Source organism: Pseudoalteromonas luteoviolacea, from assembly GCF_001696455.1.
In the GTDB taxonomy this organism is placed as follows: Bacteria; Pseudomonadota; Gammaproteobacteria; order Enterobacterales; family Alteromonadaceae; genus Pseudoalteromonas; species Pseudoalteromonas luteoviolacea_C.
In genome coordinates, this window is record NZ_MAUJ01000009.1 from 172,480 (window position 1) to 197,979 (window position 25,500).

Genomic DNA, 25,500 nt, shown 5'->3' on the forward strand with positions numbered 1-25,500 from the left:
TTTTTATGATCGGTTAGAGAAATGAAAAAGAGTGCAGCTTTATTAATCGTGCTGGCGTTGGGGCTTACTGGATGTTCCTCTCCTCAAGTTACTCCGCACCAACCCACATCTATCCCGTATCTTGCTAAAAAGATCGATAGGCCTATGTATTTACGTGGCGATTTTAGTTTGTGGGATGCAGAAAGTATTTATCAGCTTCAGCCTCAAGGTGATGGGCGCTATCATGTCCGTGCTCGTTTTATGAATCCAGGAAAGGTGTATGAATTTAAGATAGCGGATGAAAAATGGAGTGAAGGCTATAACTGTGGGTATCGTTTTCAAGGTAAGCTTAAGCTTGGTCAGCCGCTCCCTGTTGACTGTAATACGGTTTATAACTACCTGAGCTTTGCACCAGATAAAAAAGGTTGGTATTCCATTACACTCGATTATCGTGACAGTTCAAATCCAACCGTTCTAGTCCAGCGAGACTAACCACATAAAATGATACGAAAGGGGCCGAAGCACAGTTCTGACAAATTACTGTCCAGTTACTGCCAATTAGCGACGCCCTTTTATTTTCCTTTTTTTAGTAGATAGCGATAAGGTACGGCGTCTATCTCTTTTGCCACTAAGGTGTGATCCATAAACTCGCAAAAGCTCGGAATATCTCTGGTTGTGGATGGGTCATCTGCCAATATTAACAATGTTTCCCCATGGTTCATTTTTCTTACCATGCCGCGGATCATCATAACAGGTTCTGGGCAGCGCAGGCCCATTGCATCCAAAGTATGGTCAGTATTATCAAAGCTCATAAAGCAACTCTTGAGAAAGTGTAAAGATGCTATTCTAGCGTGCTAAGTGTATTGATTAAAAGGGGCTCTGATATATTTGACAGGGCGTAAAACGAAAAAGGCAAAGTACTCAAAAAGTAACTTTGCCTTGGTCACCAAGTTGAATTTGGCTATGACAACAAATGGGGGTTATTCAACACGCTCGAATACGGTTGCAATACCTTGACCTAAGCCGATACACATAGTTGCAAGGCCATATTTCGCATTTTTCTCTTCCATTATATGGATAAGAGACGTACTAATACGTGAGCCCGAGCACCCTAATGGGTGGCCAAGCGCAATGGCACCACCATTTAAATTTACTTTTTCATCGGCAACGTCTAAAAGACCGAGATCTTTCATGACAGGTAAAGACTGGGCGGCAAAGGCTTCATTCAGCTCTACAACGTCCAAGTCTTCTACACTGATACCAGCGTGTTTCAATGCTTTTTGAGTGGCAGGAACAGGCCCATAACCCATGATTGACGGATCGCAGCCTGCAACGGCCATTGATTTAATACGTGCACGGATTGGCAAGCCGAGTTCTTTCGCTTTGCTTTCACTCATGACTAACATTGCTGATGCACCATCTGAAAGAGCCGATGATGTACCCGCCGTAACCGTACCGCTTGCCGGATTAAAAACAGGGCGTAGCTGACTTAAACCTTCAAGGCTCGTCTCAGGTCTTATTACTTCATCTTGTTCGACAAGCACTGGAATACCGTGTTCATCATGACCTTCAGTCGGAAGTATTTCTTTTGCAAAACGACCTTCCACACTTGCGGCATGCGCTCGCTGGTGGGAGCGAACTGCAAACGCATCTTGTTGTTCACGACCTATGCCATGCAAGCTTGCGAGGTACTCTGCCGTTAGACCCATCACACCAGCGGCTTGGGCTACGGAGGTAGACAGCCCTGGGTGAAAATCAACGCCATGTGTCATTGGTACATGACCCATATGTTCAACCCCACCAATTAAGTAAGTGTCACCAGCGCCGGTCATAATTGCGCGTGCTGCATCGTGCAGTGCTTGCATCGATGAACCACACAAACGGTTTACAGTCACTGCTGGCACAGAGTGAGGAATGCCTGCTAATAGCGCTGCATTACGTGCAACATTAAAACCTTGCTCTAATGTTTGTTGCACACAGCCCCAATAAATATCATCAATGGACTCCGGTGCAATTTGAGGGTTACGCTCTAGTATCCCTTTCATAAGGTGGGCACTTAAGTCCTCTGCACGACGATGCTTAAATACACCTCCTTTAGAGCGACCCATCGGAGTACGAATACAATCTACAATAACCGCTTGTTCCATGTTACTGGCCCTCCACTTGATAGAACACTTTACCTTCAGCTGCCCATGCACGTGTTTGCTCAGACACCTGATAGATTTCACCTAAGTCGGCATACTTATCTGCCATTGCGACAAATTCACTTAAACCGATTTGATCTAGGTAACGGAATGCACCGCCTCTAAATGGTGGGAATCCAATACCATAGATAAGCGCCATATCCGCTTCTTGTGGAGAGGCAACAATGCCTTCTTGTAGACAAAGCAATACTTCGTTGATCATTGGCACCATGCAGCGTTCGATAATCGTTTGCTTGTCGAACTGCTTATTGTCATCACAGATTTGGCTGAGTAGCGCAACTGCTTCGGCATCTTTTGACTTTTTCAAGCGGCCCTTACGATCAGGAGCGTACTGATAGAAACCTTTTTGATTTTTCTGGCCAAAACGCTGTGCATTTGCAAGCAGTGCAACGGGGTCTTTTTCTTGGCGAGCCATACGAGTAGGGAAGCCATCTGCCATCACGCCAGTACAGTGATTTGCAGTATCAATACCAACAACATCGAGTAGGTACGCAGGTCCCATTGGCCAACCAAACACGTTTTCCATAACTTTATCTATTTGTGTAAAGTCAGCCCCTTCAACCACGAGTTTGCTAAACCCAGCAAAATAAGGGAAAAGGATACGGTTCACAAAGAAACCTGGGCAGTCATTTACAACAATGGGTGACTTGCCTAATTTCAGCGCATAGTCGACTACAGCGGCCACGGTCTCATCAGAAGTTTTTTCGCCGCGAATAATTTCAACCAATGGCATTTTCGGCACAGGGTTGAAAAAGTGCATGCCACAGAAATGCGCTGGGTTGTCCAATGCAGAAGCGAGTTCGTCGATACGGATGGTAGACGTATTTGATGTTAATACAGTGCCTGTGGGCATTTGTTTTTCTAGCTCAGCTAACACTGACTTTTTCACCTGTGGATTCTCAACGACAGCTTCCACAATTATGTCTGAGTTTTCTAAATCGCGGTCATTAAGAGTCGGTTTGATTTTACCCAGTGTCGCAACCATTTTGTCGGTGGCCATATGTCCGCGCTTAACTTTCTTTCCTAAGATAGTTGCCGCTTCATTCATACCTAAATCAAGGGCCGCTTGATTGATATCTTTCATGATAATTGGTGTGCCCTTGTAGGCAGACTGGTAAGCGATACCACCACCCATAATGCCTGCGCCGAGCACAGCGGCTTGCTTAATCTCTGTTTGGTTAAGTTTGGCCTGTTTTTTGGCAACGCCTTTGATGTATTGATCAGCTAAGAAAATCCCAGTTTGTGCTGCGGCTTCTGCGGTTTTTGCTAATTTAGCGAAATTAGCATTTTCAATTGCCATCGCTTCCGCGCGGGTATGGTTAGCTGCTGCTTTGATGGTTTTAACGGCCATCACGGGTGCTGGATAATGACCTTTGGTTTTGGCCATGACCATGCCTTCAGCCATCGCAAAGCTCATGCCTTGCTCAACGCGGTTCATTTTTAATGGGCTAAGCTTAATTTGTCTTTTCGCTTGCCAATCTAGTTTACCGTCAATTGCTTGCTCTAGGGTTTTGATTGCTGCGTCGCGCAGTTTATCAGCTGCTACAACCCCATCTACCGCACCGACTTTAAAAGCGTCAGGTGCACGGTGTTCTTTACCTGTGGTGATCCACGTCATGGCGTTATCAGCCCCAATGATGCGCGGCAGTCGTACGGTTCCACCAAAGCCGGGCATGATCCCAAGCTTTACTTCAGGCAAGCCAATTTTTGCGTTAGGCGTAGCAATACGGTAATCGGTAGCGAGTACCCACTCACACCCACCGCCAAGCGCGAGGCCATTAATTGCAGAAAGTGTTGGAAATGGTAGGTCTTCAATTGCATCAAAGACGTCAGTTGCATCTTTGATCCAACCTACCAGTTCTTGTTCTGGTCTATTGAAGGTAGGTAAAAATTCAAAGATATCTGCACCAACAATAAAGTGGTCTTTATCACTGGTGAAAATAAGGCCTTTTACATCATCACGTGCGCTTAATTCAGTTAGTGCTTGAGCACAGTCTTGTAGAGTTTGCTGAGATAGCTTGTTGACCGAGCCTGGCGTACAAAACTTAAACTCAGCGATATTGCCTTTGCAAAATTCAACAACAAAGGACTCGCGTTTGATTAACATACTGGTTCTCCGTGACACTGGTACGATGAGTTGTCATTTCATCCAGTGTGGCGTCTTTAAATGAAAATTGCAATGAAAAATTTACCGCAGATTTACTGAAAACCAAGAATCGGGATGATAAGGTGGCTAAGTGCATGGATTGGACTAAGGTGTCTTATGGTTAGCGCATTCAGTTTATTTAAACCTTTAATCATGCATAACTTTTATGAAGTGGTATATGAAACTCATATACCCATCGCGCACCGCGCGTAAAAGTTAAGGAAAGTGCCTGAGTTCGTATTTTAGTGTGTTTATTTTATTATCACTCAGTGCATTGATATACAACGCATTTATGTAAAGTATAGGTCGTTATGAAATTATGGTTCTCTGGTCTTGTTGCCAGTAGTATTTGCGCCTGTTTTTCCATCGTGAGTGCCAACTCATATGCGCAAAAGGCACATCAAGATTTTCTCAAAGCTGAGCGTGTTGCTTGGTCTGGTAATCATGCCAAGTTTAAGCAGTCTCTGGTCACGTTAGACCATCCGCTCAAACCCTATGTGGAGATGACATTTTACAAGCGTCATCCAAAATTAAAATATCAAGCAGACATTGCTCGATTTTTATCGATTTACGATCACACGCCGCTTGATTGGCCTGTGCGTAAAAGCTGGCTAAATTACCTCAAACGTCGCGGTAAAAAAGCACTGTTTATCGAGCATTATCAGGCAACAAACAATGCAGAGCTGAAGTGCACCTACCTACAGTTTCAATTGGATCTAGGTGCGCCTCAAAAAGCCATTTTAGATCAAGTGGAACCATTGTGGGTGGTGGGTAAGTCACAGCCTAAAGCCTGTGACAAGTTATTTTCAACATGGCAAAAAGCGGGTTATCGGTCACAAACGTTAATATGGCAGCGCATTACTAAAGCCGCACAAGAAGGACAGACTTCCCTAGTCAAATATCTCAAAACGTTGCTGCCTAGGAATGAAGCGTATTTAGCCGACTTATATGTGGCTGTGCGCCGAGATCCGAGTGCATCAGCTGGGTTATATCGCTATAAAAAGCGCACGTTGAAAGAAAGCGAAATTGCAGTGTATGGTGTGCGCAGATTAATTTGGCGAGATCCTAAGTTAGCGTTGCGTGCTTGGGATAAGCTGCAGGGAATGTTCACCTTTACTCAAGCGCAAAAAGACAGTGTCGCGTATCGATTCGCCTTGGCATTAGCGTCCAAAGGACATGACCAAGCTAGATTCTGGTTGAACAAAGTGCCTGTTGAAAAACAGGATGTGAAACTGCGTCAATGGCTCATGAGTAACATGCTCAAAGAGCAAGACTGGGCGGGCATTGCGGCGCTGTTTACCGGTATGCAAAATCTCAGTAACGGTCAGACATACTGGTTGGGTTATAGCTACTTCAAGCGCGGTGATAATGCGAAAGCCACTGAGCTCTGGCAATCACTCGCTAAGAAACGAGACTATTACGGCTTTTTAGCGGCAGCGCGTTTGGACTTGCCTCCGGCAATGAATGCCAAAGAGTTGGATGTGGCACAGGAAACATTGGACTCTGTTTCACAGGCTCCGGGTTTCAAACGTGCCAAGGCACTATATGAATTGCAGCGCTATACACAAGCAAGAAGAGAGTGGAACTACTTAACAAATACTTCCAGCACCGAGGAAAAACTTGCGGCATCGCTATTGGCAGCAGAGTTGGATTGGTATGACAGTACCATTTATACACTCGCACAGATCAAGGCATGGAATTACGTTGATTTAAGGTTCCCCATGGCATTTGATTCACTGTTTGAACGTTATAGTGAGCGCAATCGGGTGGATCTAGCATGGAGCTATGCGGTTGCAAGACGTGAGAGCAGCTTTGCGCCGGATGCGAGGTCGACGGCTGATGCATATGGGTTAATGCAGCTACTGCCAAGTACTGCAAAGTATGTGGCAAAAAAGCGGGTTTCCAAGCAACAATTGATGAAACCGGCAACGAATATCCGTTTGGGTACCGACTATCTAGAGTACCTTAAGCGCAAAACAAGCGGCAATGAAATCTTGGCGACGGCCTCTTATAATGCTGGATACCATCGAGTAAAGCGCTGGGTGCCAACAGAGGCGATGCCTGCTGAACTATGGATTGAACTCATTCCATATAGAGAAACGCGCGACTATGTAAAAAATGTCATGGCTTATCGTCAGGTTTATCATACTAAACTTGGCCGCGAAGGTAATGTGTTGGCAGGGATCTTGGATATGAATATTGGTGGCAAACAAAAACGTTAAACTAGGCTTGGTGGTAGCGTGGGGAGTCTGGCGCGTGGCATCGTTTTTAGTACGGTGCTATGTTAGACTCAGTAACAATAAAAATTCAATTAATATGGGTACATCGTGGATAAATTAGCCAACTTGTATGCAGAGCATATCACGACGCTTCAAGCGCGTACTAAAACCATCGTTGAACGAGAAGGTTTAGACGGATTAGTCATCCACTCTGGCCAGGCTAAACGCCAGTTTTTGGATGATATGTATTATCCGTTTAAAGTTAACCCTCAGTTTAAAGCTTGGTTACCGGTGATTGATAACCCGCACTGTTGGTTAGTGGTTAACGGGGTAGATAAACCTAAATTAATATTTTATCGTCCTGTGGACTTTTGGCATAAAGTGCCTGATGAACCAAGTGATTTTTGGGCTGACTATTTTGACATCACCTTATTGGTTCAGCCTGAGCAAGTAGAGAAATTACTGCCCTATGACAAAGAGAAATTTGCCTATATTGGCGAGTATCTCGAAGTGGCGCAGGCATTAGGCTTTGGCCAGATGAATCCAGAACCGGTATTGAACTTTTTGCATTATCATCGCGCTTATAAAACTGCGTATGAAATGACCTGTATGCGCGAGGCTAACCGCATTGCTGTATTGGGTCACAAAGCAGCAAGAGATGAATTCTATGCGGGTGGCTCAGAGTTTTCTATTCAGCAGGCTTATCTCAATGCAACTGCACACATGGAAAACGATACGCCTTATGGCAATATCGTTGCGCTGAACCAGCACTGTGCGATTTTGCATTACACACATTTTGAACGCCAAGCGCCAAGTCAGCATTTATCATTTTTGATTGATGCAGGTGCGAACTTCAATGGCTACGCCTCAGATATTACCCGTACGTATGACTTTGCCAAGCAGGGTGAATTTGCTGACATGGTCGACGCTTTGAATACACACCAAATTGCCTTAGGCAAAGCGCTTGAGCCGGGTAAGTTATATGGTGAGTTACACATTGATTGTCACCATCGAATGGCACAGATATTAGCGGACTTTAAGGTCGTGAACCTCAGCGCTGATGAAATTGTTGAAAAAGGTATTTCTGCCACTTTCTTCCCGCATGGTCTTGGCCATCATATCGGATTGCAAGTACATGATATGGGAGGGTTTATGGCTGATGAGCAGGGGACACACCAAGCGCCGCCTGAAGGCCATCCATTCTTACGTTGTACGAGAAAGATTGAAGCGGGTCAGGTATTTACCATTGAACCAGGGCTGTATTTCATTGATTCATTACTGGCAGATTTGGCAAAAACAGATCACGGCAAGCATGTAAACTGGGACAAAGTAGCACAGTTTAAACCGTATGGGGGGATTCGAATTGAAGATAACATCATTGTTCACGAAGACCGCCTTGAAAATATGACGCGAGATTTTAATCTCGACTAATTCGCTTTGCGCGATTAATGTCATTACCTCTAAATTTATAAAAGGAGTCTCTAGGGGCTCCTTTTTTCACAACTATTGTAGTGTATGTCAGAATATAAAATCCCATGTGAGACTATCCGTTATCACGAAGAAATTAAGAAAAGTACCTTCATTGTGCATATTGCTCATACGCCAACCCTAGAGGAGGCGAAAGCCTTTATTCGCAATATCAACGAAGAGTTTCCTGATGCCAGACATAATTGTTGGGCACACGTCGCCGGCGCACCGGGTGGCAGCCATGTCCTAGGCTTTTCTGATGATGGCGAACCCAATGGCACTGCGGGCAAGCCTATGCTCAACGTTTTAATGGGCTCAGGGATTGGAGAAATTACCGCAGTCACGACGCGTTACTTCGGCGGCATCAAGCTGGGCACTGGAGGATTGGTCCGGGCATACGGTGGCACACTGAATAATGCATTGCGGGAGCTCACCACGGCGGTAAAAGTCCCTTCAGCTGTCATACAGGGTGAATCTGACTATGGGTTACAGGGAGTGATAGAGCAGCATTTGGCCAGCCAGTATCAAGTTCTTGAAATAAAACATAACTTTGCTGCGAAAATTGGCTGGCAAATAGAAATAGATGCGCGAGAGGCAAATGCGGCTATTCAGTCTATTTACGATTTAACCCATGGTAGTGTGTCATTTAAAATACAAAAGTGATTGATTTACCGAGTAACGTGGTTTACTAACGCCTGAGGGTATTAGACAATCAAAGCTAATCATAACAACAAGCGATCTGCGTTATGCAATTTCGTACCATTATAAAAATTCTCGGCCAACTTGTTGCGCTGTTCAGCATTACTATGGTGCCACCGGCAATTGTGTCTTTGATATACAAAGACGGTGGGGGTGTACCATTTGTACTTGCTTTCATTTTCAGTGTGCTCATTGGTCTTATGGCCTATTACCCCAACCGCAAGGAGCGGGGGGAACTCAAAGCCAGAGAGGGCTTCTTAATTGTGGTTCTTTTCTGGCTGGTACTGGGCTCGTTTGCATCCGTGCCCCTTATATTCTTAGATGAACCAAATTTATCCTTTGCCGATGCTGTATTTGAAGCATTCTCAGGTCTCACTACGACAGGTGCTACCGTGTTAACGGGCATTGAGTACATGCCTAAATCGGTCTTATTCTATCGCCAACAATTGCAATGGTTGGGTGGTATGGGGATCATCGTATTAGCCGTAGCGGTACTCCCCATGCTTGGTGTCGGTGGTATGCAGCTGTATCGAGCAGAAACGCCGGGCCCTGTGAAAGACTCGAAAATGACACCGCGCATTGCGGATACCGCAAAGCACCTTTGGTACATCTATGTTGCGCTCACAGCAGCTTGTACAGCAGCATATAAAGTGGCAGGTATGGGGTGGTTTGATGCGATTTGCCATGCCTTTGCGACCATCGCCATCGGTGGCTTCTCCACCTATGATGCCTCAATTGGTCATTTCGATAGCCCCATGATCAACTTTATTTGTGTGGTATTTTTATTGATTGCGGCCATTAACTTTTCACTTCACTATGCCGCAGTGGCGAGTCGTAGTGTGCGGGCTTATTTAAGAGACCCAGAATTTAAGGTCTTTTTGTTTATTCAGTTGGCGCTGGTGGTGATCTGTTTTGCGGTGCTCTCTTCAAACCAAGTATATAGTGACGGTGATGAAACACTGGATCATGCGCTATTTCAGGCTGTTTCAATCAGTACAACCGCAGGCTTTGCAACGGATAGTTTCTCGGCGTGGCCACTGTTTTTACCAATACTCTTAATCTTTTCAAGTTTCATTGGAGGCTGTGCCGGGTCCACGGGGGGGGGCATGAAGGTGGTGCGTGTATTCCTACTGTATTTACAGGGGATCAGAGAGCTAAACCGTTTGGTACACCCAAGAGCTATATACTCCATTAAGCTTGGTCGAAAGGCCCTGCCAGATAAAGTGGTAGAAGCGGTGTGGGGGTTCTTTTCTGCCTATGCCTTGGTTTTTGTGATCATCATGATTGCCTTACTTGGCACTGGGTTGGATAACATCACGGCATTCTCGGCCACAGCAGCCTGTTTAAACAACTTAGGCCCAGGTTTAGGGGATGTAGCTGCCCATTATGGTGATATCAGTGATACCGCAAAGTGGATTCTCACGCTGGCGATGGTTTTTGGTCGATTGGAAATATTCACTTTATTGGTTTTATTTACTCCTACCTTCTGGCGCGGTTAACCTGCCAATTATCAAGCGCATAGTATCGATTTAGCCCTATGGACAGGGCTAACAACCCTCTCTCATAACAAAGCATGGTATTGACGTTACATATCATTACTATTTCTTATTTGTCTGAAAATATTAAAGTTTTTATCCATCTTTACGATATAAATACAGTAGTTAAATTATGGCGTCATAAAATTTTGCCATGCTGCTAAAATTAAGAAAGGGTAAGTGAAGGGCTTTAACCATGACTAAAAGTGAGTTGGCAGAAAACCGACTGCAGGTGTTACAAATGCAAGCGGGTAGTATTGTAGATATGGAAATCGTGTTGCCAGCGAATCGTAAACGCATTAAGACTGAATTTGTCGGTGCACTTGAAAATCAGTTTATCATCCTAAATCAACCTAGCCATAAGCGTTTAGGTGCAGCATTAGATTATGTCAAAGAAGGCACTGAAGTAATCGTTCGCGCATTGCCAGAAGAAGCTGATGGGCAAATTATTGCATTTAAAGAGACCATTAAAGCGGTGACCACACATCCTGCACGCTTAATTTACCTCTATTATCCGAATGAAGTGCAAACTTATAAATTGCGGGCGCAAACACGTATCCCAACTTTGATACCAGCGGTGCTGAGTGTCGAAGGCAAAAGTGAAGTGGGGGTCATTAAAGATATCTCACTGGCGGGTTTGATGTTTGATGTACAAAGAACGCATCTACCTGAAGAGCTGAAAGAGTTAACCTGTGAAATATTGATCGAAGGAAAAGAGTCTCAAAAGGCCGTACTTACTGGGACTGTGTGTCGTGTCAAAGAGAGCCATGAGGACATCATATCATTGGGGATCCATTTGGAAAGCCAAGACAAAGAGGTCCAAGCGATTTTAAAAGACTATTTAATTGACATTTCAGCACTCAATCACGATTAAAACTTAGGTGAAGATGTATAAGGCATGTTGGCAGACAGACATGCCTCTTTAGGTAGCGATTAAACGAAGAGGGCGCTTACTTGGAATAGCTTCTCCACCACACCAATTTGTTTCTTATCAATCAAAAACATAATGACATGGTCACCGGATTCAATCACCGTGTGGTCGTGTGCAATGAGTACCTCTGCATCGCGAACGATGGCTCCGATGGTGGTACCGTGTGGCAGCTTAATATCTCGGATAGCTCTACCTACAACTTTTGAGGTATTCTCGTCGCCATGGGCAACGGCCTCAATCGCTTCAGCTGCACCTTTTCGCAAAGAGTAAACATTGACGATATCGCCTCGTCTGACATGTGTCAGCAACGCAGAAATCGTGGCTTGCTGTGGAGAAATGGCAATGTCAATTTCCCCACCTTGCACTAGGTCAACATAGGCACTGCGCTGAATGAGCACCATGGTTTTTTGTGCGCCCATGCGCTTTGCAAGCATGGCAGCCATAATGTTGGCTTCATCATCGTTGGTGACTGCAATAAAGACGTCAACCTGTTCAATATGCTCTTCGGAAAGTAGCTCTTGATCTGACGCGTCACCACAAAATACCACGGTGTTGTCTAGCATTTCAGATAACTGAGATGCGCGGCTGTGGTTGCGCTCAATCAATTTTACACTGTGATTCTTCTCAAGCGAACGGGCCAATCCCGCACCGATATTACCGCCCCCAGCAATCATGATCTTTTTATACGATTGCTCAAGCTTTTGTAGCTCGTTCATCACCGCACGAATGTGTTTTGTTGCGGCGATAAAGAAGACTTCGTCATCGGCTTCTATCACCGTTGTACCAAGCGGTTTGATGGCTTTTCCTTGACGATAAATCGCAGCTACACGCGTGTCGACATTAGGAATATGCTCTTTCAATGCGGAAAGCGCATAGCCCACGAGTAGGCCACCATAATAAGCCTTGACCGCCACTAAAGAGAGCATGCCATCGGCAAACTGTAATACTTGCAGGGCGCCGGGGTAGTCGATTAGGCGGCGAATATACTTGGTGACCAACTGCTCTGGTGCGATGTAGTGATCTACTGGTAAATCATCGTTATGAAATAGCTTTTCTCGATAATCTAGGTATTGCTCGGAGCGGATCCGAGCAATTTTAGTCGGCGTATTGAAAATACTATAGGCAACCTGACATGCGATCATATTCACTTCATCTGAGCTGGTAACTGCAATGATCATATCGGCATCTTCAGCACCGGCTTGCCTTAATACCTCAGGGTGAGCACTGTGCCCATTCACGCCTTGTAAGTCGTACTTGTCTTGCAATTCGCGAAGGCGCTCTCCATCGATATCAACGACGGTGATTTCGTTTTGTTCACCGACGAGGTTTTCAGCGAGTGTGCCACCAACTTGTCCGGCACCTAAAATAATGATTTTCATAGCTCAAACTTACAGTTTTTATTGTTTTTGCAACTTGGCGTAATAGAAGCCATCCGTGGTACCTGGCAATAATTGCAAACCGGGCTGCTCAGCGTTATCTTGCTCGTGCAGGGCAATGTGCTGTGCATTGTCGGTACGCGCTAAAAAGGCTTTAATTTGCTCATGGTTTTCATCTGGAAGGACTGAGCAAGTGGCGTACACTAACGTCCCGCCAGATTTTAACAAGGGCCAGATATTGTCTAAAATTTTTGCCTGTAATGCTGCCAGCTCATCGATATCAGCGGCTCTTCTCAACCACTTAATATCTGGGTGGCGACGAATTACGCCTGTTGCAGAGCAGGGTACATCCAATAAAATACGATCAAACTGTTCACCTTGCCACCAGTCATTAGGGTGATCCGCCAACCCATGCACGCAATCAGCAGTTAAAGAGAGGCGATTAAGGTTGTCGTTTACGCGCTCTAATCGCTTGGCATCGGCATCAAGTGCGGTCACTTTAGCATCTGCAAGTTCTAGGATATGGCAGGTTTTGCCGCCAGGCGCTGCGCATGCATCCAAAATAATGTCACCATCCTGTGGGGCGAGTAACCTTGCCGCCATTTGTGCAGCGGCATCTTGCACCGAGCTTGCACCAGTTGCGAACTCTGGCAACTCTTTCACATCGACTGGGCGAGTTAACAATATGCCATCTTCAAAGTCATCATTTACGCTGTGTGCGATGTCGGCTTTGTCCAGTTTTGCAGAGTAAGCTGCTGTGGAGCCTTGCTGCTGATTCACGCGTAGCCACATAGGGGCCTGCTGCTGATTTGACTCTAAGATAGCTTGCCAATCTTGTGGGTAAGCAGCTTGCAGCTTTTTAATAAACCAGCTCGGGTGATTGTATTGGCAAACTACAATGGCATTGGCACTTGCTTCTAACTCGGCTTGCTGGCGCTGAAAGTTACGCAATACGGCGTTGACGAGGCTTTTCATACCTGGCGCACGTAAAGGGTTCAGTGCATTCACGGTTTCCGCGACTGCAGCGTGTGCTGGGACACGCATATGCTGTAATTGATAGATCCCCACGTATAACAAGAATTGAAATACTCGACGCTTGCCGCGAAGTGGTTGATCCAATAAATTTTGACAGTAGTGTTCAAGGCTCGGTAAATAACGCAAAACGCCGTAACACATCTGCTGTAGTAAAGCGCGGTCTTTATGTGGCAACTGCTGGCTGGCATAAGGAAGCTGGGTTGTCAGCGAATTTCCTTTATCGACAACCTGAAATAATGTTTGCGCCGCCAGCGCACGTACATTTGCCATTATTCGCCCACCTTATTACCAGGTGTTACCCAGTCTGCACGACCATTTAAAAAGTCTTGCGCAGTCATTGGTTTTTTGCCCTGTGGTTGTAATTCTTTGATTTGTAGCGCACCTTCGCCACAGGCGATGACGATACCTTGTTTGGACGCTTCCAGTACGGTGCCCGGCTCACCAGCTTGGGCCAACACGTCTGCTTGCCAAATTTTCACTGTTTGCGATTGCATTTGCGTGAAGCACATTGGCCAAGGGTTAAATGCACGGATATTACGCTCGATTTGTTCTGCACTCATTTGCCAGTCAATCTCGGCTTCTTGTTTAGATAGCTTTTTCGCATAATTTGACAGTGCATCGTCTTGCTTTTGTGGGGAGATTTCACCCGCAGCTAATTTATCTAGCGTGTCGACCAACGCACTTGGCCCCAGTTCCGCTAACTTAGCGTAGAGGCTTGCACTGGTTTCTTTATTATCAATTGGACAAGTAGCAATGTGTAGCATATCACCGGTATCTAACCCTTCGTCCATTTGCATGATGGTGACGCCAGTTTCACTGTCGCCAGCCCAGATAGAGCGTTGGATAGGCGCTGCACCACGCCAACGAGGCAATATGGACCCATGTACGTTTAAACAGCCAAGCTTTGGTGTGTCTAGAATTGCTTTTGGTAATAGCACCCCATAGGCGACAACCACCATCACATCAGCATCAAATGCAGCTAATTGATCAACCGCGTCATCATTCTTTAATGAAGCCGGCTGCACGACCGGTAGATCATGTTCCAACGCCAGAGTCTTGACTTCACTGGCTTTTAGTTTTTTACCACGGCCAGCGGGTTTGTCTGGAGTGCTATATACAGCAACGACTTCATGATGAGAGTCGATTAATGCTTGGAGGTGTCGCGCGGCAAAGTCTGGTGTGCCCGCAAATACAATACGCAGAGGGTTGTTCACTAGTAAACTGTCCAATTAAATAATGTCTGATTAAGCTTTGGCCGCGAGACGGGCTTCTTTCTCAATTTTCTTTTTGATGCGTTGGCGCTTCAGTGGCGACAAGTAATCAATGAATAACTTACCAACTAAGTGGTCTAGTTCGTGTTGAACACAGTTAGACAGCAGCTCTTGTGCATCAAATTGATATTCTTCACCGTTTTCATTCAGTGCTTTCACCGTTACTTTTTCAGCTCGGTCTACTTTTGCATATGAATAAGGTACTGATAGGCAACCTTCTTCACATACCATCTCGCCTTCTGAGGCTATGATCTCTGGATTGATTAAGACGTAAGGCTCGTTACGTTCTTCTGATACGTCAATAACGACAATACGCTGATGAATATCAACCTGAGTGGCCGCGAGGCCAACGCCATTTTCGTCGTACATGGTTTCTAACATGTCTTTGACAATTTGACGGATTTCATCATTTACTTCTTTAACGGGCTTTGCAACGGTGCGCAATCGCTCGTCAGGAAACTTAAGCACTTCTAACTTTGCCATAGATACCTTTTACAGTCTTTCTAAATGGGGTAATGTATGCTCTTATTTTAGCCATTCACGTTCCCCTTTAACAGGTTTTGGTGGATAATATCTAAAAATAACTCAAGGAAGCATGCATGAAATCTCAAATTGCCGCCTTATTCATCGCTGCTGTTGCCGCATTCCCTGTCATTGCTGACACACTCACGGTTAAAGCAGATGCACCCAAGCGCTATGTCGTTAAGAAAGGGGATACGCTCTGGGACATATCGAGCCTGTATCTTCGCAGTCCTTGGAAGTGGCCTGAGTTATGGCAAAACAACCCTCAAATAGATAACCCGCATTTGATTTTCCCAGGTGATATTTTAGCGCTAGGTTACGATGAAAATGGCAACCCAGTACTAAGAATTGATAAAGGGGTAAGAAAATTATCCCCACAAGTTCGTATTATCACTGCAAAAGGAGAGGCTATACCCACTTTGCCTCTGTCTGTGTTGGAGCCATATCTCATATTTGATCAAGCGCTCAGCAAAGATGATTTAGATGATGTCCCGATTGTACTGGGCTCAAATAAAAACTTTAAGCTGAGTATCGCTGGTCACTTGTTGTATGTGAAAGGGGACTTATTACAAGGGGGCACTTACGGTATTTATCGCAAGGGCAAACCATATCAAGATGGCTTTTCAACACTTGCGTATGAAACGAAATTGATGGGTACAGGCCGTGTTGTCAAAGCGGGTGATATTCAGGATGGGTTGCCTAGCACGTTAAGAGTGGATGACGTTAAACAAGAGATCAAAGCGGGCGACTTTGTGATGCCAATTGCACAAGGGCAAGATCACAAAGCCGCTTTTCAAATGAGTAAGCCAAGCCAAGCGGTCGATGGCAAAATTATCGCCAGCGGCAATCGCCATACCGAGTTTGGCGCGATGTCGGTTGTGGTTTTAAATTTAGGCAGTAGTCAAAAACTGGTAGAAGGGAGTGTATTAAATATACTGCGCCAATCACCTACTGTAATCGAAAATGAAGACGGCCCTCGCTATTTAGAAGACTCCAGCAGTCTAGATAAGCTCATTGGAGACATTGGTTCATTGTTTGGTGAGGACAATAGCGAGGACAGTACAGTGTGGCATATGCCCAGTGAAAAAGTGGGTGAACTCATGCTATTCAAGGTGTATGACAATATTAGTTATGCCATGGTGACTAAGACATCTCATCCCATTAGAGTGGGAGATAGTGTCACGAATTAATTATATTTAATGCTCAAGGAGGGAGCATGGATACATTATCAATACGACAAGCACTTGCTTTACAGTTATGCCGAGGACTCGGCGTTTCAACCTTATTGGCCCTTCAACAAAAAATTTCCTTACCTTCATTATTTACACTGGGCCTTTCAGACTTACTTCAACTTGGCCTCTCAGAGAATATTGCCAAACAATTGCATGGCGTAGACTGGCAGCGAGTCGACCAAGCCATTAGGGTGTGTGAGGCCCAAAACCTACATATTATTCACTATTTCGATAAGCACTACCCAGTTGCACTGACGCATATTTGCAATCCACCTTGGCTATTATTCTGTAGGGGTAATATTGCACTGTTAAATCGCCCTCAAATTGCTGTTGTCGGCAGTCGGGCCGCATCGCGAACAGGGCTAGAAATCGCCTACGATTTTGCCAAACAGTTGAGCCAATCAAATTTACTCGTAACATCCGGTATGGCGCGCGGAATTGATGGAGCTGCTCATACAGGAGCGTTGGACTGTAACAAGGAAACCATCGCGGTATTAGGCACTGGGGTTGATGTGATTTATCCGCAGCGTCATCGCGACTTGTATTGGCGTATTGCGGAGCAAGGGTTACTTATTAGCGAGTTTTTACCGGGTACCCGTGCGCATGCCAGTCACTTTCCTAGGCGCAATCGAGTTATATCTGGTTTGTCACTGGGGGTTTTGCTAGTAGAAGCGGAAATTAAAAGTGGGTCGCTGATTACCGCGCGATATGCACTTGAGCAAAACAAAGAAGTGTTCGCCATTCCTGGGTCAATTCGTCATAGCTTGTCCCAAGGGTGCCATTTTTTGCTCAAACAGGGAGCCAAGCTCACGGATCATGTCAGCGATATTCTCGAAGAGGTGAGCTTTTTACCCGAAAACAGTCTATATATTATAGAAAGTGAAGAACCAAAGGAGAGTTGCCCCATTTTGCACAATCTCGACTATGAGGTGACAGACGTAGATACCTTAGTGCAGAGGACCCAGTGGCCAGTAGAGCAGGTACTTGCCAGACTATTGGACTTAGAGCTTGAAGACAAAGTAGAACGTGTATTAAACGGCTACATCAAATTAGCGAGGGGTTAAACATGTTTGATATCCTAATGTATTTATTTGAGAACTATATTCACAGCGAAGCGGATATCTTCGTAGAGCAAAATCAATTGACCGATGAACTAGTAGGGGCTGGTTTTAATCAAGACGAAATTTATAAAGCGCTTGATTGGTTGGAGCAGCTAGCAGATTTACAACACAGTGATGAATTCCCATACCTTAACGCAAAACCTGACTCGGCTATTCGCATTTATACAGAAGAAGAAAGCCGAGTTTTAGATGTGGAATGCCGTGGCTTTTTAATGTTTGTTGAGCATATAGGGGTGATTGACAGTACGACCAGAGAGATGGTGGTGGACCGCATGTTGGCACTGGAGAAGTCGTCCATTTGTTTAGATGATCTAAAATGGGTGATCTTAATGGTGTTATTTAATGTACCGGGTAAAGAGCATGCCTACGCACAAATGGAAGACTTAATCTTTGAACAACCTACTGGGTTATTGCATTAGGCAATAACCCTAACCCAAATCGTTTAGGTGCAAGTTAGTTTGGCGACATACTTTTGGGTTTGACCAGATAGGGCTAATTCACATTGATAATTGCGTGATTCAATATATGCACCTAACAGAGTTGCTTTGGCAAGCGCATGAGGTTTTAACAAGCCTGCACCTGATATATCATATTTGTACCTCATTTCAGTGATTGCGTCCGTTTGCTCGATAACAAAGTCTAATTGTTTGCAACTATCTTTTTGCAGTGAGCAAGCGTCTATCAATAGTGAGCCGTATCCAGATTGAGTGGTGATAATTTTATATTGATAACCATCAGAGTTGCTTTTTAGCAGTAAATGAGCAATGTGTTGCATCTGAGATTGGGCTTCGCCTTTTTGCTCTTTAGTGAGATTTTTTACAAATTCAGAAGTAAACTCTTTGCGTTTAGTTGTATGTTCGTTACTGGTATATCGATAGAGGTTTTGCGTGAAGATGGCTTCAACAAATGCCAAGTACAAAGATTCATGTTGTTCTCTTGGTGTGGCAAAAAATGTAAAATCTTTCTTTTCAGTCATTGGGTTATGGTTAATCACAACAGCAACTTCTTGGCCAGAATCACTTTCGAAAAAATATACATTTTCTGGATGAAGGTATGGTTTCGCTAGTATCGGTATTGAAAGAAACAAACTCCCTAGAAGGGTGATGATTCGGTGCATTAATATCTCCTTATCAAATGCAAAATTTACCTAAATTAGGGTTATTTTATGAAAGTGAAGGGTGATGTCAAAATATTCCTCGCTTCTATAATCTGAATTGAGACTGTACCTATTTAACTAAACTCATACACAGAGTAAAATAGTGCAAAGCGTGCACAACCCAAGGTTATTTCAATGAGCAAAATTGACCACTCACTTTTTAATGCCAATCAGCATGCATTAGAAAAAGAATATGAAGTCTGTCCCAAGTGCGGGTCTGAGCTGGTGGTCAAGCATTCTAAAAATGGGGCATTTCTTGGCTGCGCCAGCTATCCAACCTGCGACTATATGCGCTCATTTGCACATCATGACAGTCATGACATAAAAATTCTGGATGATGCTGATTGCCCTAAGTGTGGTAAACATCTTGTGATTAGAAATGGTCGTTACGGCATGTTTATTGGGTGCACGGGCTACCCCGAATGTCATTTTATAGTGCACGAAGAGGAAGAAGAGACTGAATCTTTACCTGCGTGTCCTAAATGCCAAAAAGGCCAGCTACAAAAGCGTAAAAATAAATACGGCAAGTTTTTTTATGCCTGCGATGCCTATCCAAAATGTAAGTACAGTTTGAATCAGCACCCGGTTGCGCATCCGTGTGAACAGTGTAATTGGCCAGTCATGGTGCAAAAACAGCGCGCCGGAAAAGCTATGCTACAATGTCCGCAAAAAGCTTGTCAGCATATGATTGAGGATCCTAATGAGTCACAATGAAACACCTAATGAACAGCCGCAATCGGCGATTGAAGCGTTGCAACAAGGCGAGTTGATCTGCTATCCCACAGAGGCAATTTTTGGTCTTGGCTGCGACCCTGATAGTGAGAGTGCGGTACACAAGTTATTGGCTTTGAAAGAGCGCCCAATAGAAAAGGGGTTAATCTTAATTGCGGATAATTTTGCTCAGTGTTTGAATTATGTTGATGATGCGAAAATTCCCATGGATAAACGAGCTGAAATTTTCTCTGCTTGGCCTGGCCCTGTTACTTGGGTGTTGCCTGCTAAACCGACAACCCCAAAGTGGTTAACTGGTGAGCATACTAGCATCGCGGTTCGTGTGACCGATCACCCTGTTGTTAAACAGCTTTGTCAGGAGTTTGGCAAACCTTTGGTATCTACCAGTGCCAACTTCAGCGGCGAAGAACCTGCGATGACCATTGGCGAAGCCAAAGCGATGTTTAATGGACGCGTTGGTTTTTATCAAGATGGCGAATTAGGCGGGCGAACTTCTCCAAGCCAAATTCGCGATGCAATGACTGGTAAAGTATTTAGGAGCTAAGCAGGTGAGTAAGGTCAATCTAGAGACAGTCAAAGCATTCTTGCTTAAATTACAAGACGACATTTGCCAAGGCTTAGAGCTAGCTGATGGCAGTGGCAAGTTTGTTGAAGATAAGTGGGCGCGTGCAGAAGGTGGTGGTGGCCGAACGCGTGTACTAAGAGGCGGTGATGTTATCGAGCAGGGGGGGGTTAACTACTCTCATGTATATGGTGCGTCAATGCCTGCGTCTGCAACGGCACATCGTCCTGAATTGGCGGGTCGTAGTTTTCATGCCTGTGGTGTGTCATTGGTGATCCACCCTAAAAACCCACACATTCCAACAAGTCATGCCAATGTGCGCTTCTTTATTGCTGAAAAAGAAGGTGAAGCACCCATTTGGTGGTTTGGCGGTGGGTTTGACTTAACACCATTTTATCCTCAATTGGAAGATGTTAAGCATTGGCATAAAGTTGCCAAAGAGCTATGCGATCCCTTTGGTGAAGCCGTTTACCCAAATTACAAAAAGTGGTGTGATGATTACTTCTACCTCAAACATCGTGATGAGACGCGCGGTGTCGGCGGTTTATTCTTTGATGATTTGAATGAATGGGGATTCGATAAGAGTTTTGCGTTTATGCAGGCTGTAGGGGAAGGTTTCTTACCCGCTTACATGCCTATTATTGAACGTAGAAAATCACAACCTTTTACCGAACAAGAACGTGAGTTCCAGTTATACCGTCGTGGTCGCTACGTCGAATTTAATCTTGTCTGGGACAGAGGCACCTTGTTTGGTCTGCAAAGTGGCGGCCGCACGGAATCTATTTTAATGTCGATGCCACCATTGGCGCGTTGGGAGTATGATTTCAAACCCGAATCTGACTCTAACGAAGCACGTTTATATGAGCACTTTTTAAAGCCACAAGATTGGTTGAATATCAGTAATCTGTGATTGGTGCGTAGCTTGTCATAAATGACAAAATAAAAAGGAACCGAAAGGTTCCTTTTTTAGTTGGACTAGTCGTTCAACCTAATCTAGCTTAAAACCTCTCACTTGCTCGTCAAGCGAGCGGGCCAATTCTAGTAGTTCTTCACTCACTTGTTTACTGCCATGAGCATCAACCAATGATTGCTCAGCGTTGTCTCTTATCGCAATCACACTTTGGTTTATTTCCTCAGCCGCTAGGTTCTGCTGCTCGGTGGCATCGGCAATTTGCACATTAAGCGCATTGATCTCGTGCATTTGCGATGAAATGTCTTTTAGCGCCTGCGCAACTTGTTGTACTTGCTGCGCACGATCGTCCGCTTCGGCACAAGACGCATTCATCGCATTGACTGTTTGCTCAGCCTCTTGCTGCAATTTATCTATTGTTCTGCGGATTTCATCTGTAGAGTCATGTGTTCGGGTTGCCAGTGTTCTGACTTCATCTGCAACGACGGCAAACCCTCTACCAGCTTCACCTGCACGGGCGGCTTCAATTGCGGCATTAAGTGCTAATAAGTTGGTTTGCTCTGCAATACTACTAATAACTTCTAACACTTTACCTACGGCCAAGGTTTGGGTTTGCAGTTGGCTCACTTGGTTTGACGCGTCTCTAATATCTTGTGCTAACTGATTGATGCTTTGTTCAGTCGTATGTGCAATCGACATACTTTGCTCGGCAAGATGATTACTGCTATCTGACTTTTCTGAGGCAAAGTGCGTGGTGTTTTTAACTTCACTGGATGAACTTTCTAGTTCATTAATGGCAGCCGCAACAGAGTCAGTGCCTTGTTTTTGAGACTGTATAGCAGTCTCTGTCGTCTCTGCGGCGGTATAAATGTGCTCGGCAGAGTGGATGAGTACTTTTGAGGAGCGTGATACCTCTGCAATACTGTCTTTAAACGCCGCCATCATTTTATTGAAGTTTGTGGCCAATCGACCTAGTTCATCATCTATCTCATCATCTATGCGTAAGCTAAGGTCTTGGTTTGTCGTCGCCAGTCGCATGGTTCTACCGAGGTTTTTCAGTCTGACAATAAACAGCTTACGGAACAAAATACCAAGGATTAAAAACGCTGTGGCAAATATGGTTGTCAGAATAGCGGTGCTTAGTAGGGTGTTTTCATGGACGGTGTCGTCAATCTCTTCAAGCGAGTAACTAATTTTCACAGCGCCTAGTACATCACCTTCTTGCGCTTGGTGACAGCCGAGGCAATTTGTACCTTTATAATCAGCACTGGCAACCATAGGTTTTAAATAGGTCATAACCCGCTTATCACCCTTTTGCTCAATCACCAGCAATTCTTTACCATTGAGAGCTGCTCGTTCGGAGTCGGATTGTGGTGATTCATTCGGATTACCTTGACCATATAAGGCATTTACTTTTTCACCACGGATAATATGTGCATCTTCTATATTATCGTGGTTGCGTAACTTATCACCCAAGATTTGGCGGTTTGCCATTGTCCCTGTGAGCATCATAGTGTTGATAGAATCGAAATAATTATCTGCAAGCAGTCTAATATTGGTTTCGACGGTTTTCTCGGCAAGGGATTTTTGTTGATTGCTGTTACTCAGAATACTGGCGATCAATACCAGCACACCGGTAATGGCGAGTAGGGCATATATTTTATGTTGAATAGACTTCACACGCATCGCACCTAATTTGAATTAAGTGTCTATTATGCGTGCGAACTCTAGATTGAGATTTGACTCAGCGCAAATGTAGCTTGTCTAGTGCATTTATTTAAATAGCACTTTAGTCTTGGTTAATCATATGTGTCGCGAGCTGAGCAAAGGATTTTCTTAGTCCCTCTCGCAGTAGTGGGTTATCAACTTCCGTTTCTAATGCTTTATCCATGCAATGCATCCATTGGTCGCGCAGATCTTGATTGATGGGGAATGGCATATGTCTCATACGCAGGCGAGGGTGGCCGTACTTCTCTGCAAATAAATCTGGGCCGCCCAACCACCCTGAAAGAAATTCAAAAAATACATGACGGATCCTGTCAAGCGGCAGTGGGTGCATATCGTAAAGCGGCTTCGCGTACGGGTCGCTTTCCATAATATCGTAAAAGCGATTGGCCAGTGCCAGCGTGCCTTGCTCGCCGCCTAGTATTTCATAGGGGGTGCGCTCCGGTGTTGGTGCTTGATGATTTTGTTGTGTAGTCTGATCTTCACTTGCATCTTTGCGAAAGATGCGTTTAATTAACTGCTTCATTCACTATCACTATTGTTAGGCTAAAAATGGACAAATATGCGGTTTTTGGTAACCCGATAAAGCATTCTAAATCGCCAGAGATTCATTCGCAATTTGCATCTCAACTCAATGAGCATATCGAATATACCGCGATACTCGCACCAGAGGATGGCTTTATAAGTAGTATCAAAGACTTCTTTGCTGGTGGAGGTAAAGGGGCAAACGTTACGCTACCTTTTAAAGAAGTGGCGTTTGATTATGCAGACACACTTACTGAGCGCGCAAAATTGGCCGGTGCGGTGAACACGTTAAAGTTACAAGAGAATGGGTTGGTCCTTGGTGACAATACCGACGGCGCAGGTTTAGTCGCAGATCTACAAAGGCATCAAGCGCAATTGCAAGATGCTGTGGTTTTATTATTAGGTGCTGGTGGTGCCGCAAGAGGGTGTATCTATCCTCTACTTAAAGCAGGTGTAAGGAAAATTGTGATTGCAAATCGTACGGTCACAAAAGCGCAAGCACTGGCGGAGTTATTTACGCCATACGGAGATGTGGAGGCTGCACCGCTTGACGATATACCAGAATTACCATTTACTGGTGTGATAAATTCAACTTCATCAAGTGTGACCGGCGACACGCCAAAGATATCCAGTCAGCTCATTACTAAAGTGGTATGGGGCTACGACATGTTTTATAGCAATGAGCGTACGAGTTTTCTAACGTGGCTAGCCAATAATAATAATGCATGCTATTTAATGGATGGGATGGGGATGCTTATCGGTCAAGCCGCGGAGGCATATTTGGTATGGCGAGGAAAATATCCGAACGTTGACCCCTTGCTAGAAAAGGCGAAATAAAATGAATCAATCTATTTTGTTCAATGACGATATACACTTTGATGGGTCACGCCGTCGGTTGGTGTTTACGGCTATGGTGTCTGGGATGATAGTACCTTGTGTGGTGACTGTGCCTGAAACTGAACATGAGCCTATTACTCACTTTAGAAACCACCAATTTGATTACGAAATGCAAGCCGAGCAACGAATAGAAGATGAGGATTACTCGGCATCGGGTGAAGTTGAGTTAACTTTCTTGTAGATATTCTTCTTTTAGCTCTACATAGTTTTGTGCAGACACTTTTAAGAAAGTACGCTCTTTATCGGTTAATGGGCGTGCTTGTTTTACTGGGCTACCAACATACAAATAGCCAGACTCTAATGTTTTATTAGGTGGGACTAAAGCGCCACCACCTATAATGACATCGTCCTCCACGGTGACATTGTCCATAACAATTGCACCCATACCAACCAATATACGATTGCCCAACTGACAGCCGTGTAGCATGACTTTATGCCCAACCGTCACGTCATCCCCAATTATGAGCGGGTAACCTTCTGGGTTTGTTTCACTTTTGCGTGTTAAATGTAGGACGCTGCCGTCTTGTACGTTAGTTCTTTCACCAATTTTGATGTAATTGACATCACCTCTAGCTGCGACCAAAGGCCAAACACTACTATCCTTGCCAATACTAATGTCACCGACCAATACAGCGCTTTCATCAATATAAACCCCTTCGGATAATTTAGGGGCAATACCTTTATATGTTCTTAACATGTTTTAAAACTCTTAAGAGAAGATTCGCCTAGTTTAGAGTCTAATCATATAAATCGCTATAGGGTCTAAACACGACTTTTGTACGTTAAATATTCTATTTTAGTGCGTTTAGGTTGATAATTGCGCGAACTACGTGTTTTTCTAACTTTACTTAAAAAAGTGCTTGCACTAATTCAGGAACCCCCTATAATGCGCACCCACTGACACGGCGGGATGCAACGAAAAGCGCAAAGCAAAGTGAAGGTTAAAGTTAAATTGAAAGATTAATTAAAAAATTAAATTTTCTAGTTGACTTTAAAAGTGAAGCGGTTAATATGGCGCTCCACTTCGCAGCAACGCTGCGGTAACTAACCAAGGGTTAGTTACATTGTTCTTTAAAAATATGAAGCAATCATCTGTGTGGGCACTCGTACAGATTGAGTTCTAACAGCTCTTGATTCAGGAGCAAAAGAATTAGAATCTCAATTTTACTGAGTGACTATAACAGTCAATTCGATTTATTTCTTTTATAAGAAATTATCAATCAGTATTCATTGAGTCAGGTACTTGGTACCAAAAA

At 44.5% G+C, this 25,500-nt stretch carries 25 protein-coding genes; 14 read left to right on the forward strand and 11 right to left on the reverse strand.

Features of this window, described 5'->3' with window-relative positions; translation table 11 throughout:
• Positions 1–21: 21 nt before the first annotated feature.
• A complete protein-coding gene (locus A7985_RS21245; protein WP_065792453.1) occupies positions 22–471 on the forward strand; it encodes a hypothetical protein in 450 nt (149 codons plus the stop codon).
• 80 nt (positions 472–551) lie between these two features.
• Here the strand turns inward: A7985_RS21245 and tusA are convergent, their stop codons facing one another.
• The 3 genes from tusA to fadB all read right to left on the reverse strand — a co-directional run bounded on the left by tusA (position 552) and on the right by fadB (position 4,290).
• Positions 552–791: a sulfurtransferase TusA gene (gene tusA, locus A7985_RS21250; protein ID WP_065792454.1), complete on the reverse strand. Its 240-nt coding sequence runs from the start codon at positions 789–791 to the stop codon at positions 552–554.
• Between the two features lie 168 nt (positions 792–959).
• Positions 960–2,126: an acetyl-CoA C-acyltransferase FadA gene (gene fadA / locus A7985_RS21255; protein WP_065792455.1), complete on the reverse strand. Its 1,167-nt coding sequence runs from the start codon at positions 2,124–2,126 to the stop codon at positions 960–962.
• A 1-nt stretch (position 2,127) separates the two neighbouring features.
• Complete coding sequence (fadB, locus tag A7985_RS21260) at positions 2,128–4,290, reverse strand: fatty acid oxidation complex subunit alpha FadB (protein WP_065792456.1); 2,163 nt, start codon at positions 4,288–4,290, stop codon at positions 2,128–2,130.
• A 350-nt stretch (positions 4,291–4,640) separates the two neighbouring features.
• On the opposite strand from fadB, the gene A7985_RS21265 reads away from it, so the two are divergent.
• The 5 genes from A7985_RS21265 (at position 4,641) to A7985_RS21285 (ending at position 11,123) form a co-directional block, all read left to right on the forward strand.
• Positions 4,641–6,551: a transglycosylase SLT domain-containing protein gene (locus tag A7985_RS21265; RefSeq protein WP_065792457.1), complete on the forward strand. Its 1,911-nt coding sequence runs from the start codon at positions 4,641–4,643 to the stop codon at positions 6,549–6,551.
• 105 nt (positions 6,552–6,656) lie between these two features.
• Positions 6,657–7,979: a Xaa-Pro dipeptidase gene (gene pepQ / locus A7985_RS21270; protein WP_065792458.1), complete on the forward strand. Its 1,323-nt coding sequence runs from the start codon at positions 6,657–6,659 to the stop codon at positions 7,977–7,979.
• An 84-nt stretch (positions 7,980–8,063) separates the two neighbouring features.
• Positions 8,064–8,678: a YigZ family protein gene (locus A7985_RS21275; protein ID WP_065792459.1), complete on the forward strand. Its 615-nt coding sequence runs from the start codon at positions 8,064–8,066 to the stop codon at positions 8,676–8,678.
• Positions 8,679–8,761: 83 nt separating this feature from the next.
• Positions 8,762–10,213 (forward strand): TrkH family potassium uptake protein, encoded by a 1,452-nt coding sequence (locus A7985_RS21280; RefSeq protein WP_065792460.1) that lies wholly within the window; start codon positions 8,762–8,764, stop codon positions 10,211–10,213.
• A gap of 232 nt (positions 10,214–10,445) precedes the next feature.
• Positions 10,446–11,123 carry a flagellar brake domain-containing protein gene (locus A7985_RS21285; RefSeq protein WP_063372000.1) on the forward strand — a complete coding sequence of 226 codons (678 nt, stop codon included), beginning with the start codon at positions 10,446–10,448 and terminating at the stop codon, positions 11,121–11,123.
• Positions 11,124–11,182: 59 nt separating this feature from the next.
• Here the strand turns inward: A7985_RS21285 and trkA are convergent, their stop codons facing one another.
• From trkA to def, 4 genes are read right to left on the reverse strand one after another with little or no spacing between them, the layout of a single operon-like run.
• Positions 11,183–12,559 carry a Trk system potassium transporter TrkA gene (gene trkA / locus A7985_RS21290; protein ID WP_063371999.1) on the reverse strand — a complete coding sequence of 459 codons (1,377 nt, stop codon included), beginning with the start codon at positions 12,557–12,559 and terminating at the stop codon, positions 11,183–11,185.
• 18 nt (positions 12,560–12,577) lie between these two features.
• Positions 12,578–13,861, reverse strand: coding sequence for a 16S rRNA (cytosine(967)-C(5))-methyltransferase RsmB (rsmB, locus tag A7985_RS21295; protein WP_065792461.1), 1,284 nt, complete (start codon positions 13,859–13,861; stop codon positions 12,578–12,580).
• Entirely contained in the window at positions 13,861–14,805 is a 945-nt protein-coding gene (gene fmt / locus A7985_RS21300; RefSeq protein WP_065792462.1) for a methionyl-tRNA formyltransferase, read from the reverse strand. Before fmt ends, rsmB begins: the two co-directional genes overlap by 1 nt.
• Before the next feature lie 30 nt (positions 14,806–14,835).
• Positions 14,836–15,345, reverse strand: coding sequence for a peptide deformylase (gene def, locus A7985_RS21305; protein ID WP_065792463.1), 510 nt, complete (start codon positions 15,343–15,345; stop codon positions 14,836–14,838).
• Between the two features lie 116 nt (positions 15,346–15,461).
• Between def and A7985_RS21310 the strand changes: the two genes are divergently transcribed.
• From A7985_RS21310 to A7985_RS21320, 3 genes are read left to right on the forward strand one after another with little or no spacing between them, the layout of a single operon-like run.
• Entirely contained in the window at positions 15,462–16,574 is a 1,113-nt protein-coding gene (locus A7985_RS21310; protein ID WP_065792464.1) for a LysM peptidoglycan-binding domain-containing protein, read from the forward strand.
• A gap of 26 nt (positions 16,575–16,600) precedes the next feature.
• Positions 16,601–17,680, forward strand: coding sequence for a DNA-processing protein DprA (dprA, locus tag A7985_RS21315; RefSeq protein WP_065792465.1), 1,080 nt, complete (start codon positions 16,601–16,603; stop codon positions 17,678–17,680).
• Between the two features lie 2 nt (positions 17,681–17,682).
• Positions 17,683–18,156: a DUF494 family protein gene (locus tag A7985_RS21320; RefSeq protein ID WP_065792466.1), complete on the forward strand. Its 474-nt coding sequence runs from the start codon at positions 17,683–17,685 to the stop codon at positions 18,154–18,156.
• Between the two features lie 23 nt (positions 18,157–18,179).
• On the opposite strand, the gene A7985_RS21325 is transcribed toward A7985_RS21320, so the two are convergent.
• Positions 18,180–18,854: a hypothetical protein gene (locus tag A7985_RS21325; RefSeq protein ID WP_065792467.1), complete on the reverse strand. Its 675-nt coding sequence runs from the start codon at positions 18,852–18,854 to the stop codon at positions 18,180–18,182.
• Positions 18,855–19,028: 174 nt separating this feature from the next.
• Here A7985_RS21325 and A7985_RS21330 point away from each other — a divergent pair, with 174 nt between their 5' ends.
• From A7985_RS21330 to hemF, 3 genes are read left to right on the forward strand one after another with little or no spacing between them, the layout of a single operon-like run.
• Positions 19,029–19,607 (forward strand): DNA topoisomerase family protein, encoded by a 579-nt coding sequence (locus A7985_RS21330; RefSeq protein WP_065792468.1) that lies wholly within the window; start codon positions 19,029–19,031, stop codon positions 19,605–19,607.
• A complete protein-coding gene (locus A7985_RS21335; RefSeq protein WP_065792469.1) occupies positions 19,594–20,169 on the forward strand; it encodes an L-threonylcarbamoyladenylate synthase in 576 nt (191 codons plus the stop codon). The genes A7985_RS21330 and A7985_RS21335 overlap by 14 nt, the downstream gene beginning before the upstream one ends.
• Positions 20,170–20,173: 4 nt before the next feature.
• The gene (hemF, locus tag A7985_RS21340; RefSeq protein ID WP_065792470.1) at positions 20,174–21,097 is read left to right on the forward strand and encodes an oxygen-dependent coproporphyrinogen oxidase; all 924 of its coding nucleotides are present in this window, start codon (positions 20,174–20,176) and stop codon (positions 21,095–21,097) included.
• A gap of 78 nt (positions 21,098–21,175) precedes the next feature.
• On the opposite strand, the gene A7985_RS21345 is transcribed toward hemF, so the two are convergent.
• Together A7985_RS21345 and A7985_RS21350 are read right to left on the reverse strand one after the other, a co-directional pair.
• Positions 21,176–22,783, reverse strand: coding sequence for a methyl-accepting chemotaxis protein (locus A7985_RS21345; RefSeq protein ID WP_065792471.1), 1,608 nt, complete (start codon positions 22,781–22,783; stop codon positions 21,176–21,178).
• 103 nt (positions 22,784–22,886) lie between these two features.
• Positions 22,887–23,348, reverse strand: a complete 462-nt coding sequence (locus tag A7985_RS21350; RefSeq protein WP_063383046.1) for a group II truncated hemoglobin — start codon at positions 23,346–23,348, stop codon at positions 22,887–22,889.
• 26 nt (positions 23,349–23,374) lie between these two features.
• Here A7985_RS21350 and aroE point away from each other — a divergent pair, with 26 nt between their 5' ends.
• A complete protein-coding gene (gene aroE / locus A7985_RS21355) occupies positions 23,375–24,184 on the forward strand; it encodes a shikimate dehydrogenase (protein ID WP_065792472.1) in 810 nt (269 codons plus the stop codon).
• Position 24,185: 1 nt separating this feature from the next.
• Positions 24,186–24,425, forward strand: a complete 240-nt coding sequence (locus A7985_RS21360) for a DUF1488 domain-containing protein (RefSeq protein ID WP_065792473.1) — start codon at positions 24,186–24,188, stop codon at positions 24,423–24,425.
• Here A7985_RS21360 and A7985_RS21365 read toward each other — a convergent pair.
• Positions 24,411–24,941 (reverse strand): gamma carbonic anhydrase family protein, encoded by a 531-nt coding sequence (locus tag A7985_RS21365; protein WP_065792474.1) that lies wholly within the window; start codon positions 24,939–24,941, stop codon positions 24,411–24,413. The genes A7985_RS21360 and A7985_RS21365 overlap by 15 nt on opposite strands.
• Positions 24,942–25,500 lie beyond the last annotated feature (559 nt).

Bases quoted from the DNA above. Each gene is read 5' to 3' on its own strand.
- A7985_RS21245 (WP_065792453.1), top strand. From the start codon at position 22: ATGAAAAAGAGTGCAGCTTTATTAATCGTGCTGGCGTTGGGGCTTACT.
- tusA (WP_065792454.1), bottom strand. From the start codon at position 791: ATGAGCTTTGATAATACTGACCATACTTTGGATGCAATGGGCCTGCGC.
- fadA (WP_065792455.1), bottom strand. From the start codon at position 2,126: ATGGAACAAGCGGTTATTGTAGATTGTATTCGTACTCCGATGGGTCGC.
- fadB (WP_065792456.1), bottom strand. From the start codon at position 4,290: ATGTTAATCAAACGCGAGTCCTTTGTTGTTGAATTTTGCAAAGGCAAT.
- A7985_RS21265 (WP_065792457.1), top strand. From the start codon at position 4,641: ATGAAATTATGGTTCTCTGGTCTTGTTGCCAGTAGTATTTGCGCCTGT.
- A7985_RS21275 (WP_065792459.1), top strand. From the start codon at position 8,064: ATGTCAGAATATAAAATCCCATGTGAGACTATCCGTTATCACGAAGAA.
- A7985_RS21280 (WP_065792460.1), top strand. From the start codon at position 8,762: ATGCAATTTCGTACCATTATAAAAATTCTCGGCCAACTTGTTGCGCTG.
- A7985_RS21285 (WP_063372000.1), top strand. From the start codon at position 10,446: ATGACTAAAAGTGAGTTGGCAGAAAACCGACTGCAGGTGTTACAAATG.
- trkA (WP_063371999.1), bottom strand. From the start codon at position 12,559: ATGAAAATCATTATTTTAGGTGCCGGACAAGTTGGTGGCACACTCGCT.
- rsmB (WP_065792461.1), bottom strand. From the start codon at position 13,861: ATGGCAAATGTACGTGCGCTGGCGGCGCAAACATTATTTCAGGTTGTC.
- def (WP_065792463.1), bottom strand. From the start codon at position 15,345: ATGGCAAAGTTAGAAGTGCTTAAGTTTCCTGACGAGCGATTGCGCACC.
- A7985_RS21310 (WP_065792464.1), top strand. From the start codon at position 15,462: ATGAAATCTCAAATTGCCGCCTTATTCATCGCTGCTGTTGCCGCATTC.
- dprA (WP_065792465.1), top strand. From the start codon at position 16,601: ATGGATACATTATCAATACGACAAGCACTTGCTTTACAGTTATGCCGA.
- A7985_RS21320 (WP_065792466.1), top strand. From the start codon at position 17,683: ATGTTTGATATCCTAATGTATTTATTTGAGAACTATATTCACAGCGAA.
- A7985_RS21325 (WP_065792467.1), bottom strand. From the start codon at position 18,854: ATGCACCGAATCATCACCCTTCTAGGGAGTTTGTTTCTTTCAATACCG.
- A7985_RS21330 (WP_065792468.1), top strand. From the start codon at position 19,029: ATGAGCAAAATTGACCACTCACTTTTTAATGCCAATCAGCATGCATTA.
- A7985_RS21335 (WP_065792469.1), top strand. From the start codon at position 19,594: ATGAGTCACAATGAAACACCTAATGAACAGCCGCAATCGGCGATTGAA.
- A7985_RS21345 (WP_065792471.1), bottom strand. From the start codon at position 22,783: ATGCGTGTGAAGTCTATTCAACATAAAATATATGCCCTACTCGCCATT.
- A7985_RS21350 (WP_063383046.1), bottom strand. From the start codon at position 23,348: ATGAAGCAGTTAATTAAACGCATCTTTCGCAAAGATGCAAGTGAAGAT.
- aroE (WP_065792472.1), top strand. From the start codon at position 23,375: ATGGACAAATATGCGGTTTTTGGTAACCCGATAAAGCATTCTAAATCG.
- A7985_RS21360 (WP_065792473.1), top strand. From the start codon at position 24,186: ATGAATCAATCTATTTTGTTCAATGACGATATACACTTTGATGGGTCA.
- A7985_RS21365 (WP_065792474.1), bottom strand. From the start codon at position 24,941: ATGTTAAGAACATATAAAGGTATTGCCCCTAAATTATCCGAAGGGGTT.